The 18570-nt window shown below is 58.5% G+C and carries 16 protein-coding genes; 2 read left to right on the forward strand and 14 right to left on the reverse strand.

Annotated elements, in window-relative coordinates; genetic code table 11:
• Window positions 1-294 precede the first annotated feature (294 nt).
• Both AC2FEE_RS23345 and AC2FEE_RS23350 read left to right on the forward strand, forming a co-directional pair.
• Complete coding sequence (locus AC2FEE_RS23345) at window positions 295-1545, forward strand: Hint domain-containing protein (protein WP_496867847.1); 1251 nt, start codon at window positions 295-297, stop codon at window positions 1543-1545.
• A gap of 369 nt (window positions 1546-1914) precedes the next feature.
• Window positions 1915-4035 (forward strand): adenylate/guanylate cyclase domain-containing protein, encoded by a 2121-nt coding sequence (locus tag AC2FEE_RS23350; RefSeq protein WP_496867848.1) that lies wholly within the window; start codon window positions 1915-1917, stop codon window positions 4033-4035.
• A gap of 582 nt (window positions 4036-4617) precedes the next feature.
• Here AC2FEE_RS23350 and AC2FEE_RS23355 read toward each other — a convergent pair.
• The 14 genes from AC2FEE_RS23355 to ahbB (AC2FEE_RS23420) all read right to left on the reverse strand — a co-directional run bounded on the left by AC2FEE_RS23355 (window position 4618) and on the right by ahbB (AC2FEE_RS23420) (window position 18568).
• Window positions 4618-5520, reverse strand: a complete 903-nt coding sequence (locus AC2FEE_RS23355; protein ID WP_496867849.1) for an FAD:protein FMN transferase — start codon at window positions 5518-5520, stop codon at window positions 4618-4620.
• Window positions 5517-6032, reverse strand: coding sequence for a nitrous oxide reductase accessory protein NosL (locus AC2FEE_RS23360; protein WP_496867850.1), 516 nt, complete (start codon window positions 6030-6032; stop codon window positions 5517-5519). The genes AC2FEE_RS23355 and AC2FEE_RS23360 overlap by 4 nt, the downstream gene beginning before the upstream one ends.
• Window positions 6029-6850, reverse strand: a complete 822-nt coding sequence (locus AC2FEE_RS23365; RefSeq protein WP_496867851.1) for an ABC transporter permease — start codon at window positions 6848-6850, stop codon at window positions 6029-6031. The genes AC2FEE_RS23360 and AC2FEE_RS23365 overlap by 4 nt, the downstream gene beginning before the upstream one ends.
• Window positions 6847-7740, reverse strand: coding sequence for an ABC transporter ATP-binding protein (locus tag AC2FEE_RS23370; RefSeq protein ID WP_496867852.1), 894 nt, complete (start codon window positions 7738-7740; stop codon window positions 6847-6849). Before AC2FEE_RS23370 ends, AC2FEE_RS23365 begins: the two co-directional genes overlap by 4 nt.
• Complete coding sequence (locus AC2FEE_RS23375; RefSeq protein WP_496867853.1) at window positions 7730-8986, reverse strand: nitrous oxide reductase family maturation protein NosD; 1257 nt, start codon at window positions 8984-8986, stop codon at window positions 7730-7732. Before AC2FEE_RS23375 ends, AC2FEE_RS23370 begins: the two co-directional genes overlap by 11 nt.
• Window positions 8987-8989: 3 nt before the next feature.
• Entirely contained in the window at window positions 8990-10897 is a 1908-nt protein-coding gene (nosZ, locus tag AC2FEE_RS23380; protein WP_496867854.1) for a TAT-dependent nitrous-oxide reductase, read from the reverse strand.
• A gap of 16 nt (window positions 10898-10913) precedes the next feature.
• Complete coding sequence (locus tag AC2FEE_RS23385; protein ID WP_496867889.1) at window positions 10914-13037, reverse strand: 4Fe-4S binding protein; 2124 nt, start codon at window positions 13035-13037, stop codon at window positions 10914-10916.
• A gap of 44 nt (window positions 13038-13081) precedes the next feature.
• Window positions 13082-13546, reverse strand: a complete 465-nt coding sequence (locus tag AC2FEE_RS23390; protein ID WP_496867855.1) for a DUF2946 family protein — start codon at window positions 13544-13546, stop codon at window positions 13082-13084.
• 141 nt (window positions 13547-13687) lie between these two features.
• The gene (locus AC2FEE_RS23395; RefSeq protein ID WP_496867856.1) at window positions 13688-13951 is read right to left on the reverse strand and encodes a hypothetical protein; all 264 of its coding nucleotides are present in this window, start codon (window positions 13949-13951) and stop codon (window positions 13688-13690) included.
• On the reverse strand, window positions 13908-15461 hold the full coding sequence (locus AC2FEE_RS23400) for a cytochrome D1 domain-containing protein (protein ID WP_496867857.1): 1554 nt from the start codon (window positions 15459-15461) through the stop codon (window positions 13908-13910). Before AC2FEE_RS23400 ends, AC2FEE_RS23395 begins: the two co-directional genes overlap by 44 nt.
• A complete protein-coding gene (gene nirJ, locus AC2FEE_RS23405; protein ID WP_496867858.1) occupies window positions 15436-16650 on the reverse strand; it encodes a heme d1 biosynthesis radical SAM protein NirJ in 1215 nt (404 codons plus the stop codon). The genes AC2FEE_RS23400 and nirJ overlap by 26 nt, the downstream gene beginning before the upstream one ends.
• 3 nt (window positions 16651-16653) lie before the next feature.
• Window positions 16654-17136, reverse strand: coding sequence for a siroheme decarboxylase subunit beta (gene ahbB, locus AC2FEE_RS23410; protein ID WP_496867859.1), 483 nt, complete (start codon window positions 17134-17136; stop codon window positions 16654-16656).
• A complete protein-coding gene (locus AC2FEE_RS23415; protein ID WP_496867860.1) occupies window positions 17133-17582 on the reverse strand; it encodes an Lrp/AsnC family transcriptional regulator in 450 nt (149 codons plus the stop codon). Before AC2FEE_RS23415 ends, ahbB (AC2FEE_RS23410) begins: the two co-directional genes overlap by 4 nt.
• Complete coding sequence (ahbB, locus tag AC2FEE_RS23420; protein ID WP_496867861.1) at window positions 17579-18568, reverse strand: siroheme decarboxylase subunit beta; 990 nt, start codon at window positions 18566-18568, stop codon at window positions 17579-17581. The genes AC2FEE_RS23415 and ahbB (AC2FEE_RS23420) overlap by 4 nt, the downstream gene beginning before the upstream one ends.
• Between the last annotated feature and the right edge of the window lie 2 nt (window positions 18569-18570).

Below are 18570 nucleotides of genomic sequence, written 5' to 3' on the forward strand. Positions count from 1 at the left end.
ACAGGCCGGACACACGACTGTACTGACAGACCATCGCAACCGCAAAAAACGCTTGCAATGCAGGAGCCATCCACACAGGACATCTTAGGTAGTGCAATCGTGGGAAGCCGGCTGTAGCGAGCGTAGAGTCCAGATGACACCTTGCTTTCCAATAGTTTGGAGGACGATTTAGTATGCCGTTTTCAAACACAGTTGCATCGGTTCACCCGAGGTTGGGTTTGAGTAGCATGCCTGCTAGGTTACAGTTTAAGCGATAGTGTATTGACCCCGCCGATTTGAGAAACGGATCGAAAAATGCCCGTTTTTATCACTTTGACCAATGCTGATGTCAACGACACCGCATTCTGGGCGTCGTTAGACATAGGCCCTAACAGCACAATTGATGTCTCGGGGCTTAGCAACGCGTTCCAGGTCACCATGACCGGGAACTCGATCACTTTCACCAACACCAACACTGATACTGTCACTACCTATACCGACGTCGATCTCGCTGGGGGATCATTCAGTCAATTCGTTGAATACACCGGAAATAATAACGATGACGATGTAAGTGGTTCTGTTGGTTTGAACGCAGGCGGGTACAGCGGAGGGCGCGGGAACGATACCTTTGTCGACACCGGGGCACTTGGCGGAAGTATCAGTGGCGGACGCGGTAACGACACACTGCAAGGTGGCTCAGGAAACAATAACATCTTCGGCAACCAGGGTAACGACATCCTGCGCGGCGGTTCGGGCAACAACAATCTCAGCGGCGGCGGCGGGCGTGACACGCTGTTTGCGGAAGATGGCAGTGGGAACCTTGATGGCGGTGGCGGGCGTGACGTTATTTACGCCGGATTGAACACAAGCTTTGTCAATGGCGGTAACGGAAATGACAGGTTGGTTTTACCAGCCGGGTCAACGTTTGTTCCGTTTTCGCCGGGCTCAACAGGTGGGACAGTCACTCTCCCGAACGGTCGGAATTTCACATACCTGAGCATTGAGACTGTGGAAGTCGCATGTTTTACGGAGGGAACGAGAATCCGAACCCCGGGTGGCAATCGCTTGATTGAGAATCTTAAAGTTGGTGATTTGGTCAAAACACTTGACCATGGGCCGCAGCCTGTCAGGTGGATTGGGAAACGTACCGTTTGCGGTAGGGGCAAACACGCCCCAATTCGATTTGCGTCAGGCGCAATCGGTAATCGGCGAGAGCTCCGCGTGTCGCCCCAGCATCGTGTACTTGTCTCTGGTTGGCGTTGTGAATTGCATTTCCATGTACCCGAAGTGTTATGCGCGGCTAAGCACTTTTGTGACGGAGACAAAGTCTGCCGTGATCCATGTGATACGGTAAACTATGTTCACATCATGTTTGACAAACACGAAATCGTAAACTGCGAGAACGCCCAGCTCGAGAGCTTTTATGCTGGTGAACATATACTGAAGGCGGACTTCGAAGTTTATAGGGAATTGATTGAGATTTTCCCTGAGCTTGCCGACAGAAGATACAGGCCAAGTCCCGCACGCCCTTTCATCCGCCACGCTGAAGCCGCACTCTTAGACTAGCGGCAAGATTAAATCCTCAAACCCAATCCTCTCGATCTCGGCCCGCAAGACAAAGCGGGAGAGCCGTGTTCGGTAAGCTGTTTACAAATAAAGGAGTTTAAAAAGTCCACTTGCTGGGCACTCCTTCCATTCGAAGTAATCAGCAATGTGGCCGCAGCGAATGTCAGCTTAGTGGCCCGCTCGCCAAACAGGCGCTAAAGCCGCGAAGGTCAATGGTCGAAACCTTGCAACAGCTTCATGTGTTTTTTCTTGTTTCGGTGTGGGCAATTAACTAAAGCCGAATACTTGCTCCGGTAATCGCTTCACAAGCAGATCTTTTTGTTGAATTTAACAGTTGCGTGAGTTTTCAGCATTTAGGCGAAGTAAGCTTTGCTCTTCGAACTGTCTCAACTCAATACTAAAGCTCATGTCGCCAGTTGCGGAGTTTTAGTGCGAATTAGCGTAGGCATCGCTGTATCAATACTAGTTGCTATATCCATCGGCGTGTCGACGGTTATAGTCCACTCCCTGTGGTGGAAAACAGCGCGCGACAATAGCCGCATGCTCGCAGCCGAGATCAACAGTCAAATTGCAAACACCGTTCGTATAGAAGTGGGCGTAACGCTCAGGTCGGCCGAAGCCGCCTGGGCAGCCGTACGCACGATATTTGTCCAGAACGTTATCGCGACGCGACAAGCCGACAAGAGAGAGTTCGTGTTTTTATCACAATTGCAGGCACAACCGAATATTTCATGGATTTTCTTCGGTTGGCCCGATGGGAACTTTTTCGCGTCACATCGTTTAGGTGACGGCGGGCTTGAGATGATTGAAATCGACAAAGATATCCGTGAAAGGATGTTGCGGAAGGACCGCTATATCTTCATTCCAGGAGACATCCAGTTCGAAGAGCGAACCTTTACCGTAACATCCTACGATCCACGCGAACATGCGTGGTTTGAAAACTTTATGGGCCTTGAGTCCACGGGATGGATTGAAGCGCGCGACCTCCCGGAGAGTAACAAAACTGTCTACACATTTGCCGGTCCGATAGACGTCAACCGAAAGCGGCAAGGCGTTCTGGCCGTGGCGATCGAAACAGATCGACTTTCGCGCTTTCTGGCGACTCTTACGCCCGGGGAATTCGGCGCAGCGTTTGTTCTGGATGCCGATGGAAAAGTGATCGCGGTACCCGATGCGGAAGCAGATGAGGTCACACCCGCACGCATGGGTGAGGGTGAGCTTTATGAGGTCGCCAAGATCGCCGGTGAAAAGCTGTTGGGTGACCCCACAGCGAACGCCTCCGGTTCGTTGACTAAGCGTGTTGTCATCGAAGGTGTGCCCTACGCGGTTGCTCTTACGCCATTGGGGTTCTACGGCTGGCGCGTTGCCACCGTCATCCCTGAAGCTGCCTTTCTTTCGGATATCGACAAGACGCTGATAAACCTGATTTATATTCTGATCGGTGTGGTTGTAGTTGCCACCGGATTGGCTATCTGGCTGGTTCGCACAGTCGTCGCAAATCCGTTGGCATATATCGCCGAAGACCTGAGCAAAATCGAACGCTTTGATGTCGAACGCATTGCGCGCAGGCCCTCCAGACTCTCTGAGCTTGCAAACCTCTCTGCTGCGACCGCAAGTATGGCTGCAGGTCTGTCAGCATTCCGCAAGTATGTACCTACCGACTTGGTGCGCATGCTGGTTGCCGAGGGCATCAAGACTCAGCCAGGCGGAGACATAAAGCAGATTTCCGTGCTGTTTTGCGATGTCACGGGTTTCACAGGTCTGTCTGAAAAACTTGGCCCCAAAATCGTTCAAATGATGGAACCCTTCTTCAACGCGTCCTCTGCGGCCATCACGCGCAATGGGGGAACTATCGACAAATTCATGGGCGATGCCGTGATGGCTTTCTGGGGTGCGCCGCGCAAGGATACCAACCACGCCGAAAACGCCTGTCGCGCGGCACTGGACCTTGTCGCCGCTGTTGAGGAGGCCGGAATTGAAGACGACGCTGGCAACCCACTGCGCGTCAGGATCGGGCTAAATAGCGGCGAGGCTCTGGTCGGCAACATAGGGTCAGAGCAGCGTTTGAATTACACTGCAATTGGCGATGTGGTGAACGTTGCCAGCCGATTGGAGGGAGCCAACAAGGATTACGACACACTGATCCTGATTGGTCCAGAAACCCGACGCCAAGCGGCTGATAGAATCTTGGTGCGCGAACTGGACACGTTAACAGTATTTGGGCGCACAAAGGAGTTGGTGGTCTACGAACTGATCGCGATGGCGGATGGGATTGACGGATCGCTTGCGTGGATTGAACCCTACGAACAAGGCCTAGCACATTATCGAACAGGGCAGTTTGAAAAAGCTGTTGCTGCCTTCAAGGCCGCTGATCAAGAACGAAACGGAGATCCCGCCTCGGTGGTCATGATGTCCCGCGCCCAAGTTTTGTTAGAGAATCCGCCACCGGAAGATTGGAATGCAGTTACGAACACCAATAAGAAACGGTAGTTTGCGGGGCCCGCAGACGCTTATTGTCCGTTGAAGATTGGAACAGAGAGAGTTTTTCCAGCGACAAACAATTGCAAGGTATGCACTGCTGCCGTTCGATGTGCTGGGTGCTGCAAACGCAGTGAACAACAGCTGTATGACCATACGGAGCCTGATCGGGCGAATTGCAGCAGTCGATCAGCCCGCACTGCTAGAGGAACCACATTCGCGCCTTTTAGTTGCGAGAGGTTGTCAAGCAAACTCTGTAAGAATGACTATTGTCGGCTGGTCTTGGAACCGTGCCGTGCGAATGTAGCGTGCGTGTGTGGTCCCATTTATTTGCAGATATTCTTCTTACCTTATCCCGCATACCTTCTTCAGCGGTTTGTGGGTGGGTAATCCATAAATATTTGTTTTATATACGATTTATTGGACGGAGTTGCTTTGTCCGGACTCTCTTCGTTTCCGCCACCTACTTTTTTCGTGGATACGGCGTGAACCCAGGCTTGCCATACTAGTCATTGGGCAAGCCTAGGTTTCGGCTTTGGTGTATTGAGAGGCCTTGGTGGCGCAGTCTCTGGTGCGCAACACTGGGCCTTGTGATCAGATGTGCATTTCCAGCCGCGCGTCGGGGAAAGACCTGAGTACTGTGTCAAATCCTGTCTTCGGCAGGGCGCACAAAGCCGTCGACAACCCGTCGGCAATGGCTGCGCTGGGCGCCGAGACTGAGACGATGTCCGCTGGGCGCATACCACCCGCAGGGCTCAGAATATGCCCCTGATCACCTGTCAGCATAAAGCTGCGCGCGTCCGAAGTTGCGACCGCACGGTCCTGCAGTTCGATGGATTTGTGAACATTGCCACCGGGTCCAGCCAGCCCGACCCGCCAGGCTTGACCGTCTCCACGTTGTCCCCGGGCTGCGATTTCTCCCATGTTCACCAGCACGTTCCGTAGGCCATGCGCAGTCAACAACGCACTGATACGGTCGGTGATGGCGCCTTGAGCGATGCCGTTCAGGGTCAGTGCTGAAACGCCCGGTCGCGGCAAGCGGATCTTGTCCGTCTGAACGATCACACGAGTCCATCCGACAGAACGCCGTGCTGCGTCGGTCTTCTCTGGGCGCGCACCAGTTGCGAGTGCGGTCCAGAGCGGTTGAACGGTGGGGTCGAACGCGCCGTTCGTAGCCTCGTGCAGCGCCGTACACAGGCTGAGAACGTTTAGCAATTCAGGCGCGGGGCCGGACAAGTGGCCGTCGCGGTTCAGTCGGCTTAGTTCGGATTGGGGGCGGTACAGGCTGAAGATGTTTTCCAGGCGGCTCAACTCGGCTTCGACGGCGGCAACGACCGGCGCCGCCTGGGTATCGGTCAACCCTTCCAGCCGCAGGCTGGCTTCGGCCCCCAGTGCAACTCCGCGCCAATGAGCCGCCGGGGCGGGTTTCGCACCGGCTGGAAAGGCAATGCAGGCGGCGGACATGGTCAGGAACCGGCGGCGGGAGAGGGGGGTCATGACGGGGTCTCCAGTTTCTGGTCCAGATCGACGGGGCCAAGAACCTCGGCAGCGGGAATTTCGGACAGCGGCATCTGCGCGCCGCCATATTGCGTGATAAAAACATCGGCGGCGGTGGGATCGGCAAAGGGCACAACCTCGGGTGCGCCCATGCCCCCAGCAACGTTGGAGCCGACCACAAAGGTTGCACCATCAGCCGCGATCCAGTTGGAAATGCCGGGCTGCCGCCAGTTCGGAGCAACCCCCATGTCACTGACATAAACAGCCGTGATTTCGGCATCCCTCTCGGGGCTTTTCAGATAAGCCACCATGTCGCGCACTTGCGCAAAGAACAGCGGCACGGGATACCCTTCCAGATGAATCTGCCCCTTGGGCCCGCCATGTTCCGCGATGTTCATCTGACAGAAATAGCTGAGCGCGTCCGGGGTCAGATCAACCGGGTCAGGGGTGACAATCTGCTCTTCCTTGCAGGCGGTCAGAGCAACCAGGGCAATAAGGGCAAGATGTTTCATGGCTCGACCCTCCGGAATGCAAGGCGGGCAAGGGCAAATCCCAGCACCGGCCAGATCAGCAGCGAGACGGGCGCGGCCCAGACGGGCAGGGCCTGAGCGGCACCAGTCATACCCGAGGCCATGGCGACACCTTCGGTTGCGGCGATGTTCCACAGACGGAATGCGTCGGCCGGGTTGGCAACCATCACCCACGGAAAGACGGATTGGGTGAAGGTGCCGCCCTTGTCCATGACGACGGCTCCCAACAAGCCCAAATCATAAAGGACGACAAAAACCAGCCAGAGCCCGGCCGACAGACCTGCTGCCGCCGTGGCGCCCCTTGCCAGGGCAGACAGCAGGTAACCCAGCGCCAGAAACACGGCGCCCAGCAGGATGGATGTGAGAATGAGGCGGGCCAGCGCCATCAGGCTTTCCGGCCCCGCGCCGCCAAAGAATGCGGCCACCGCTCCGGCGGTGCCAAAACCAACGGTTATGGCAAAGGCCAGAGCGGCCAAGTGGGCAGTGAACTTGCCCAGCAGGATTTCTCCGCGCCCTGCCGGGTAGGACAGCAGCAGCGACAGGCTGCCCCGGTCCACGTCACCGGCGATGGCGTCGAAAGAAATCATCAACGCCAGCAAGGGCGCCAGGTAAACCGACAGTGTGGTCATTGAGGCCACAGAAACAGTCAGCATATCGACGCCCAGCGTGCCGGTGGGGGCGCTGCCCGCGAAAGTCAGAGCCAAAGCGAACAGTACCATGATCAGCGTTGCGACCAGCAGCCAGCGGTTGCGGCGCAGGATCAGCATCTCGGTGCGGGTGATGGCGAGGAAGCGGGTCATTGCATCTCCTCCTGTGCGTAGTGTCGATAGAGGTCTTCCAGCCTGGGCGGGGTCATTTCGACATCCGCCACCGCGTCGCCCAACCTGGCGATGCGGCGCAGGGCCTCCATCTTGTCATCCGGGGAACAGAGCAATTCCACGGACGCACCATTGATCCGGTTGCCACCCAATTCGGCGGCCAGTGCATCTGCGTTGACGCTGGCGCGTACGCGCAGGCGGATCGGCAGACCGGCCAGTGCCGACAGGTTGTTCAGCGTGTCATCTGCGACCATCCGGCCTTTGCGCATAATGGCGATGCGGTCGGTTCGGGCCTCGACCTCGGTCAGTGCGTGCGATGCGATCAGGACGGCGGTGCCCTGAGCGGCTAACTCGTCGATGATGGCATAAAGATCCTGACGGGAAATCGGGTCCAGCCCCGAGGTCGGTTCGTCCAGCAGCGCCACTTTCGGCTGGCCTAGCAGCACTTGCGCCAGACCCAGACGTTGCCGCATCCCCTTGGAGTAAGTTCCGATCCGGCGATCCAGTGCATCGCTGAGGCCAACGCGATCCAGCAGGCCGGGCACGTCGGCCTTTGCCCCGGACAGCTTTGCGAAAAGGGTCAACTGCTCGCGTCCGGTCAAGGCTGGGTGAAACGACACCGCCTCGGGCAGATAGGCCGTATCCCGCCGCGCTTTCGCGGTGCCGGGGGTGGTATCACCGATCCGAATGGCTCCGCCATGGATCGGCGTCAGGCCGAGGATGGATTTGATCAGGGTCGACTTACCCGCGCCGTTATGGCCCAACAGCGCAACGCGCTGACCGGGGGCAAGAGAAAGGGTGATATCGTCAAGAACGCGGGTTTTTCCACGGTCCTTGCTGACATGGTCGATAACTAGGGCCTTATCCGTCATGAGGCACCTTTTTCATAGCTGGGGGTTCAGGGGCTTGCATCAAAGGATTGCTGTCCATAACACCCCCCGGCAGCAGGGCCGGGAAGGCGGATTGCGACCAGCGCACCAGTTGCACGGCGGGGGAGCCGAGCAACAATTTAGCTGCGGGTTGGGTCCACAGCACATGGTCCATACTGTCATTGGGGCGATAGGGGGCATCGGCGATACCGTCGCCATCCACATCATAGGCGGCAAAATCGGACCAGTAGTTGCCGCGCCCGTCTTCGGACCACTCGACCCATTTGGTCGAGACGTATTTCACCTGTGTCCGGTTCCCGATGAAAGAGTTGCCGACGATGCGGTTGCGTTCGCTGCCGGCGGTAAAGTGGATGCCGATGCCGCATCCCTGGAACCAGTTGTCGGTGAATTCGTTCTTGTTGGAGTTGTAGAGAAAGGTGCATTTTTCCTTGGCACCTATCACTACGTTGCCGGTGATCTGACTCTTGTTGGCGTAGTTCAGCATCACGCCATGTTCGCGGTCCCCGATCGAGACGTTGTCTGCGACCTTCACGTTGGTCGTGAACATCACCGCATAGCCCAAATCGTTGCCGATCGATACATTGTCGCTGACGACCGAGTCGTCGGCATACATGTAGTGCACCGCAAAGCGCAGATCGCGGAACAAGTTGCCGGTGAAAGTGTTCTTTTTCGACGAGTTCACAAAGATCCCGTCACGGCCGTAGCGGATATCATTGTCTTCGACCCGCGCACCAGGCGCATTCCAGACATAGACGCCATTGCCGCGGTCGTTCATCCGCTGGTCCAACCGTCCTTCGATCCGGTTGCCGCGCACGATGCTGTCCTTGGCACCATGAATGTCCACACCATAAAGATTGCCCAGCAGCACGTTATCCTCGACCACCGGCGCTTTGGCCGTTTTGGTCAACTGGATGCCGCTGTCGATCCCGTCATGGCTTGAGCCTGAGCCGATCACTGTCAGACCGCGCACAGTCACGCCCGGTCCGGTCACGGTGATGACGCTGCCCTCACCTTGCCCGTCGATGGTGGCCTGTCCCAGCCCATCTAGGGTGATGGGCCGGTCCAGAACCAGTGTTTCAGTGTAAACACCGGGGCTCAGGCGGAGGGTGTCCCCATCCGCCGCCTGCGCCAGTGTTTCATTGATGGCCCCCGCCCGGTTAGGCACATCCCAGTCAGCCGCCCAGAGAGGCGAGCCGAGCAGGAGCGGTATGAGAAGGGACCAACGCATGGGTTATGCTCCCTGCGGCTCGACCAGCATCCGGCCGCGCATTTCCATGTGCAGCGCGTGGCAGAACCACTGGCAATAGAACCAATGCACGCCTGGACGGTCAGCGGTGAAGGTGACCGAGGCGGTCGCCAGCGGTGCGACTTCCATCGCGATACCGTAGTTGCCCAGGCAGAAGCCGTGGGTCACGTCGTCCACGTCATCCAGGTTGGTGATGTAGACCGTCACCTCGTCACCCTGCTTGACGGTGAACTTCTCAAGGCTGAAGGTCGGGGCCTGCGATGTCATGTAGACCCGCACCTTGTTGCCGTCCCGGATAGGTTCTTCAGCGCCTTCTTCCAGATCGATGCCATCGGCTTCGGCCTGTTTGCGGGCGTCTTCCCATGTGACATCGGCGCGATCCCAGACGTTGACCGGATTGACGATGTCGCTGCGAACGATGATCGAGTCATGCGGTTCGGCAAAGGTCGGGCCGTCGTGAACCACCTTCATCTCGTTCGATGAGATGTCGATCAGCTGCTCGTTTTCGGGCTTCAGCGGGCCAACGTTCAGGAAGCGGTCTTTCGAGAACTTGTTCATCGAAATCAGCCACTTGCCGTCGGCATCCTTAGTTTCACCCATCGAGGTCGAGTTGTGACCCGGCTGATAGTGCACGTCGACCTTCGAGATGATCGGGTCCACATCGGCGCCACCGTAAGCCTCGATGGCCTTGTCGATGTTCCACTTCACGATCTGGCTGTCGAGGAACAGCGTGGTGAACGCGTTGCCCTGACCGTCATAAGCGGTGTGAAGCGGGCCGAGACCCAGCTGCGGTTCGCCCACGATGCAAGACCGCGGGTCGGCATCGCTTTCGAACAGGGCGTCCAGCTTGGTGACGTCCATGATCGACACAGTCGGCGAAAGCTTACCGTTGATGCAAACGTGCTTACCGTCTGGCGCGGTGTTAATGCCGTGCGGAGAGTTCGGGATCGGGATGTAGCGGGTGTACTTCTTGTTCTGACCTTTACGTCCGTCCAGAACCTTGACGCCTTTCAGCTCTTGGTAGTCACCGGCTTCGATACCCGCTTCGATTTCCGCGAGGTTGAAGACAACGACGTGGTCCAGCTCGTTCTCGGTCATCTCGGCCAGGTTCATACCCATTTCCGAGTTGTACGAGGTCGAGTAGGCGTATTTACCCTGATAGTCGCAGTCGGTGTTGTCGAGGTTACCCGACACGATCACCTGCCACGCCACTTCCATGGTGTCGCCATCCAGCGCAGTGAAGATGTTCACGTATTGCGACGGATCATCCAGCACTGTGCCGTCATTGACCAGCGGCGTTTCATCCTCACCGTTGGCAAATACATAACCGGTGCGCGGGAATTTCTGTGGACGCAGACCGTGGATCGCCTTGGCATTCGGGATCTCGGTGATCTTGTCGCATTTCATAACGTCGCAGCGCACGCGGGCAACACGGGTGTTGGCCTTGTCGTTCATGAACAGGTAACGGCCGTCATATGTGCCGTCGGTGAACGACATGTGTGGATGGTGAAGGTCGCCGTTGTCATAGGTCTTCATGCCGCGTTTGGCGAGGAATTCCTTGGTTTCCGGCAGCAGGCCGTCAGTCATGATCTTCAGCGACTCGTTGGTCTGACCCCAGCCGGTGGCCGAGCAGCGGTTGAACACCGGCACCCGCATCAGTTCGCGCATGGACGGGAAGCCCAGAATACGCAGTTCGCCGGTCTGACCCGAAGACCAGAAGCCGTAGTATTCGTCCAGTTCACCGGGCTCCAGGTTAGCATTGGCGGCAGCGCTGGCTTGCTTTGCGGTCATTAGGGTCGAGCCCAGACCGGTCCCGGCCAGCACAGCGCCAGTTGCGGTTGCACCCAGCATCCCGCGGCGTGTGATGTTCAGTTTGTTTTCGTTGTCCGACATGATCGTTCCTCCTTTTTTAGGAAACGGATTGCGGTTTGGCGTTCGGATGGTTCGCCGGTGGTTGTCCGAGCGGGGTCTTGAGGTCGACCGACCCTGTCTTGGCCCGCCGCTTCATCTGGCGGATGACGACGGGACATTTCGTCTCGGACTGGTAGAGCACCTGACAATGCAGGCAGGTGACGCACTCGTTCGGGTTGATCTCACCGGTGGGGTGGATGGCCTGAACGGGGCATTCGTTGGCGCAGGTCTGACAGGGCGTGCCGCATTCCTTGTAGCGGCGCAACCAGTCGAACATGCGGATACGGGCAGGGATCGCCAGCGCTCCGCCCAGCGGGCAGAGGTAGCGGCAATAGAACCGTTCGATGAACAGTCCGATCCCCAGCAAGACCAGCGCAAAGACCACAAACGGCCAGTCGCGCATGAACTTCAGGATGATCGCGGTCTTGAACGGTTCGATCTCGGCATACTTTTCGGCCAGCGGGATGGACACGAAGCTGACGCCGAAGAGCACTAGGAAGATCATGTATTTTGCAGGCCAAAGCCGTTCATTCAGACCCCAGGGCAGGGTCCACTGCGGAACGCGGCAGGCCCGGGCGATCTTGTTGGTCAGCTCTTGCAGCGCGCCAAACGGGCACAACCAGCCGCAATAGGCTCCGCGCCCCCAGAACAGCAGCGCGGCAGCGACAGCGAACCACTGGATAAAGACCAGCGGATCCAGCAGGAAGGCATCCCATGAGAAGCCCGTACGCAGGCTGCCTGCCAGCGCCATCAGGTTCACCACGCTCAGCTGCGCATTGGCGTACCAGCCGATGAAAAACAGGGTCATTGTCAGGTAGCCGATGCGGAACCAGTAGAACACCCGCGCGTTCATGGTGGCGTGGAACTGGAAGAAGAAGGTGGCCGTCAGCACCAGCAGCATGATGCCCAGAACGGCGATTTCAACGGTGCGATCCTTCCAGATGCGCTGCCACAAAGCGGCCTTGGCGGCGGCTTCGCCGGTGGCGTCATCGACGACCGCGGGGGCAGCGACGGGCAGCAGATACCGCTCGGGCAGTTTGTAACCAAGATCGAAGGTCAGGAACGTCTTTTCAACCGCACCTACAGCGCGTTGCACCAGCAATTGCAGGCGGAACGGTTCGGCCGGATTGAACTCGGCCTCGGCTGGGATCTTGAAGATATCCAGTTCGGTGAAGCTCGGCGCATCGGAGGCTGCGACTTTACCAAGGCGCTCTTGTTGCTTGTCAAAGAACCGTACTGAATTGTCGCCCTGGATCAATTGTATCCGATCGAAGATTCCACCTCGGACGTAACCCGAGCCTTTGAAGCTGTAGGCACCGCGACCCAGCACCAGAATGGCCTGTTCCCCTTCGTCCAGCCACTCGACCAGATTCTGATACTCGGCCTCACCCAACAGGGACTTGCCGATTGACGGGACAGAAACCAGTGCCAAATGCATGTCGATGAACGTGTCGTCCGGCTCACCCGGCTCGGGGCGCTTGATGGCACGCTGATCGCCAGTGGCCTCAAAAGCGGCGTTGACCTGACCGACGTCGAGCGTCAGGCGCCGGACCGAGCCGTCGCCGGACAAGGTTGCCCAGTCGTAAGTGGAGTTCTTCGCCATATCGATTTCGCGTTTGGGACCGTCGGCCAGCAACGGAGACAGGCCTCCCAGACCCAGCGCGCGGGATACCTTGATTCCACCGCGAACGAGGCTGTCGTCGATCACCATGATCGTGACCGTCGCGCCCGAGATGATGTCGAGGTCGTGCCCCTCGCCACCGGTCTCGGCTTCGACTTTCAGGTCAAGCCCGGTGTAACCTTCGGTCAGCTCGACCATACGGGAATTGGGGATGCCGATCAGAACAATGGGTTCCGAGTGTTTGACCAGCTTAACGCCGGTCAGAACCGCATCGTCGTCGATCGCAGCAACCACGTGGATCGGCTTACCCGAATAACCGGTGGTGCCCACGAAATCAGATGTCAGGAAAGCCCAGGCGACGGTCTCTCCGCCCTTCAGAACTGGGGCAACGGGCACGTCGTCGCGAACCGGGCCAAAGGCATCGGCACCGGGGGCGAGATCAGCGGGCTCAATGTCGGGCAGGAAGCTGGCGAGGCTGTCGGCATGGGCGCTGAACGCCATCAGGCAGGACAGGGTAAGGGCCAGCAGGAAATGGATTGCGCGACTTACGACCACGGCGCACCTCCGATAATTTGGGTGGACGCCATGGACGCGCGCAGGGCGCGTTCAGTTAATTCTTGGGTCACGCGCGGGGGCCCGCGGGTTTCGGGCCACAGTCGTTTTACGCTGGTGACGCTGACCAGATCGCGATTTTCGCAATGTGCGGCGTGAACAAGACCTTCCCGTTGCACCAGGAGCAGGTCCGGCACCGGGGCCGCTGAGGTGACCGCGCACAAGGCGCAATCGGCGCATTTCGGACAGGGCGCGGTTGGGTCTGTGGTGTCCTCTTCAAGGTCCACCTGAACCCAGACCGCCCCTGCCTCCGAGCAGATCTCCACCCACATGCTTTCCCCGGGACTCGCCAGCGCCGGGCCAAGCAGCTGCAACAGCAGAAGGAAAATGCCCGCCAAAGCACAAGCTGCGCGGGACGCGCAAACAGCTGACATGTGCAGAGGGTTGAGGGCGGGCATGGAGAATCCAACTCGGCAATCTTTCCTGAGGGGTAGACCTGCCGCCGGATTCGATCCTTGACTTAAGTCATTTGTTCTCAGGCTGCCCAAAAATTAATCTTGGCGGATTTCCGTGAAATCTCAGAATTCTAGAAGCCGACGTCAACTGTCAGCTTCGTCCATCAAACCGCGTACCCAGCGCCCGGCCAGCCAGGACGCGGGAACGCCCAGCGGGATTGACCACAGGATCGCAGTAACGGGTTCGATCACGCCGAACCCGGCGCTGTTGGCGATCAAACCCGCCAGAAACAGGTTGATGGCCACGGTTAGAGCCGTGGCCGGATAAAGCAGAATGGCCAGTTTCCACACCGGCCATTTGCCTTCAGTGGCTGGTGCCTTCCGAGAATGTGATTTTGTTCCAGACATTGTATTTTCCCGAAGGTTTGCGCATCGGCAATCGGCGGACTTCTTCCAGCGTCTGCGCATCATAGACGATCACTGCGCCGTCATCTTCCCAGATCGAAACCAGCGCGTGGCTGCCGTCCTTGGTGAACTCCACATGGGCGACAGTTTTACCCGGGGCTGGGCGCAGAGTCTTAACGATCTCAAGACTTTGCTTGTCGATTACATGCATCGCATCCTTGTTCGGCCCGAAGAACACATCGGCCCAGACATAGGGCGAATTCTCATGGCTGCGCATGAAAAATCCCGGCCCTTCGGTTTTGATCCGTTTGACAGTTTCCCACGTCTGCATGTCGATCACCGATACGGTGCCATCGGTCAGGTGCGGCGTTGCCATCACGGTGGTATCGCCATGCTGCCACGTGATGCCCGAGCCCAGATGCGGCATACCCGGCAGGTCGAGATCGGCGACTTTCTGACCGATGACCAGATCGATCACCTGACCCCCCGTGCCATCGCGTGAGGCACCCATAACGTATTCATAGCTCTGATCGAAGAAGAAATCGTCCAGATAGTCGGGCGTGGTGATCTTGCGCACCGGGAAGGGGTTGGGGTTCTTGAACTGACCCTCGATACGGAAGTCGTGACCCAGCCCGGATTGGGGCGGGTTATCTCCGTAGAAGACCTCCCAGATCTCGGGCACGTCTTTCAGCGCCAGAACAAAGCTTTCGCGTGGTGGCGCCTGATACACGGCCGAGACGCGGCTAGGGTTACCCTTTTTGCTTTTGATGTCGATGACTTGGGCGACCGACAGGTCTTCGGTCGACAGCAGGGTCAGGCTGTTCGGCAGGTAGTTCGCCACGGCCACCCATTTGCCGTCACCCGACATGGCGATGTTGCGGCTGTTCAGCCCGGCACGCACGCGGCCCACCTGTTTCAACGCCCAGATGTCGTACTTTTGTACCCAACCATCGCGGGACATGATGAACACATAACGGCCATCGGGGCTGAATTTTGGGCCTCCGTGTACGGCAAAGGGGGTTTCGAACCGGTCCAGAACCTCGAACGTGTCACCATCCAGCACGCTGACGTGGTGATCGCCGGTCTCAACCGCCAGCGTGATATTCATCGGGTCGCTGTCCCAGACGGGTGCGTCGACCGGTTTGTAATCTTCGTCCAACGTGCGGCTGGCCATGATCTCGGCCTCGCCCCATTCGGGGTCGGTTTCCAGCGGTGACTTCAGCCAACCCGCCAGTTCTTCGATCTGCAAAGCGTCGAGTTCATGGGAAAAGGCGGGCATCTGTGTAGCCGTGCGCCCCTCGGCGATCACGGCGGCCACACGCGGGCCGCGCATACGTTTCAAGGTTTCGGGGATCAGCGCAGGACCAACCCCGCCCAGACGGCTTTCACCATGACAGGATGCGCAATGTTCGGCATAGTCCGACGGGGCGTCGGCCCATGCGGTGCCCGCCAGCAGCAGCGAACAGAATGTGCCGATTTTCAGATTGTCAAAAGAACTGATGCGCCGGATCATGGCTTTTTCCTCGGAACGGCGTGACCTGCAGGCGTTCGCCCGTGTCCTGCACGCCGATTTCTTGATTAGACAGATAACAGGCCGGATCTTCGGCCCAGGGGTCGCCGGTCAGTTGCAAGGCCCGAATCCGGGTATTGCCGCCACAGACGTCCTTGAGCTGACAGGCCCCGCAGCGCCCTTTCAGCGGACGCGGACGGGTGCGCAGCATGGCGAGCATCGGGTCATCGCTGGTCCAAAGCTCGGAAAATGGTTTGGTTTTCACATTGCCGACAGTGTAGTCGGACCAATAGGTGTCGGGATGAACCCGGCCCAGATTGTCAATATTGGCCACGCCCAGACCGCTGGAATTACCCCCCCATGCAGCCAAGTGCTCGTGTACATGGGCGGCCTTGTCGGCATCGAAACGCGCACGCACCCAGTTTAGGAAATAGCCCGCGTCAGCGTCGTTATTACCAGTCACGATGTCCAGTTGACGGCCACCCGAGGCGGCTTCCCACGCGCGTTCGAGTAGCAGGTCCAGCCCGTTGCGGGTGCGCAAATGCTCGGCATCCTCACCCCTGTTCTTGTCACCGCGCCCAGCATAGACCAAGTGAGACAGGTAAAACTTGTCGACGCCCTCGTCATCGCACAATTGCAGCAGGTCGGGCAGGTGATGCTGAGTGCCTTCGGTCAGGCAGAACCGCAGGCCAACTTTGATGCCGCGTTTCTTGCATTCACGCACACCGCGCAGGGCGTCGGCAAAGGCGCCTTCAACCCCGCGGAACCAGTCATTCGTGGCACCGATACCGTCCAGCGAGATACCGACGTAGTTGAACCCCACATCGGCGATCATGTCGGCGGTTTCGTCGTGTATCCGTGTGCCGTTGGTCGACAATGCCAGCATCGGTACCAAATCGCGGGCGCGTTTTGCGATGTCGAAGAAATCGAACCGGTCCAGCGGTTCCCCACCCGAGAGGATCAGGGCCGGGACGCGAAACTGGCCCAGATCCTCAAGGGTTACCATGGCTTGCTCGTGGTTGAGCTCGCCCGGGAACGCAACATCCGCCGAGACGGTGTAGCAATGGCGGCACTTCAGGTTGCAGCGGCGCGTCAGGTTCCAGATCACCACCGGTTTTACCGGTCCGGGGCGGCGTTTGCGCACCGGGGTCGGGGTGACGAGTTGATGCATGTATTCGGTCAGGCGGAACATGTCTCAGCCTTTCGTTTTCAGGCGCAGCCCGGTTTTTTTCAGGATGCGCGTGGAATAGAGGATATCTTTGGCCCGACAGGCCTCGCCCAGTATCGCGGTAATTTCCGCCCGCTTTTCTTCGACCTCGTCGCGGTCTGTGCCGTGGACCATCGCGAACAGGTTATAAGGCCAGTCGGGCAGGGCGCGAGGGCGTTCATAGCAGTGGGTGACAAACGGCAGAGCGCCGATCCGGGTACCCAGTTCGGTTACGCGGTCGTCTTTGACATCCCACACAGTCATCCCGTTCGAGGTCATGCCCAGTTTGTAGTGATTGGGTGCAGCAGCGATGCGGCGGATCACACCGCTCGATTTCAGGTCGGCCAGACGAAGCAGCAATTCGTCTTCGTCCATGCCCATGTCCGAAGCCACCTGCGCGTAGGGTGCAGGCACGAGGGGCAGGCCGCCTTGCAGCGCCTCGATAATCTCTCTGTCTTTTGCATCGATCATGCCGCCACCCGGAAGCCGATGAAAAATTCCTGCAATTTGGGAAAACAAAGAACCTCGATCCCCGTTTCCCGTTCGATGGCATCGGCGGTGGCCTCGATCCCCTCGGGGGTTTCGGTTGCCAGAACGAACCACATGTTCAGCCGGTGCGTGCGTTCATAATTATGGGCAACCTCTGGATGCGCATTGACTTTGGTCAGGACGGTTTCGAAATTCTCGGGCGGAACGGCCATTGCGCACAGGCAAAACGCGCCGCCCATGGCAGCAGCGTCGAAAAACGGGCCAAAGCGGGTGATGATGCGTTCGTCTTTCATGCGTGTGAGGCGGCTCAGCAGCTCGCTTTCCAAGATGCCCAGCTCTGTGGCAATTGCGGCATAGGGATGCGTGCTCAGCGGCAGATCGTCCTGCATCCGGTTCAGGATCGCGCGATCGGTTGCGTCCAGTGTCATGCCGCAGCCTCCTTTGGGTGGATCAGCGCGCCGGTCTGTTTGAAACAACGGGTCGAGAACAACACCTTGTGGCGCGCACTGGCCAGTTCCGGCAAGGCGACAGCACTTGAAAGAGTTTCCAGCGCTTCGTTGCGCGACCGGGCGTGGATCATGGAATAGAGGCGATAAGGCCAGATGTCCTCGACCGGGTTCCGCTCATAACACAGGGTCACGCCGGGATGCGCGGCAAGAGCTGGGCCAGCAGTGCCGACCTGATCGGCGGGCATGTCCCAGACCACCATCGCGTTGGCCGACCACCCAAGTGCACGGTGCCGAACGATGACACCCAGGCGCGAGATAATGCCCGCATCGTGCAGCGCCTCGATTCGCGCCATCACATCGGGGGCGGACCGACCCAGAGACCGTGCCAGATCAGCAAACGGATCAATGACCAGTTGCAGGCCCGAACTCAGCGCCTGCAGCAAGGGGCGGTCTCCGTCCCGCATGGCCGAGCAATCCACCTTGCGGGGACCGGGCACGTTGCGGGTATTGCCTGACATGCGAAACCCCAGATCGACGTTGAACGGGCGCACCAGCCGCAAATCCAGCACCCGCAGCCCGGTGCGATGGCTGATCCGCGCCAGCGTGTCATTCACATGCGCACGATCCGGGCCGGTGGCGACAAACCACAGGTTCCAGTCATCCTCGCGCTGGTAATTGTGGTTAACGCCGGGTTCCGCGTCGATCATTGCGGCGACCTCTTCCAGGCGCTCATCGGGCGCGGCGACGGCGGCCAGAGTGCTGGCCGAAACCGCGCCGGGCGCAATCGTCGCGCCAACGCGTGTGATCCGGCCGGTTGCGCGCATTCGTGTCAGGCGGTCGATGACTTCGGCCTCGTCCAGACCCAGCGTGTTGCCCAGAACCTGAAACGGACGATCGGTGATCGGGAAATCACGCTGGAATTCATCCAGCAGGCGGCGGTCGATCGGGTCGGTGATATGATCCATCA

Source organism: Ruegeria sp. YTSC199 (assembly GCF_059609725.1).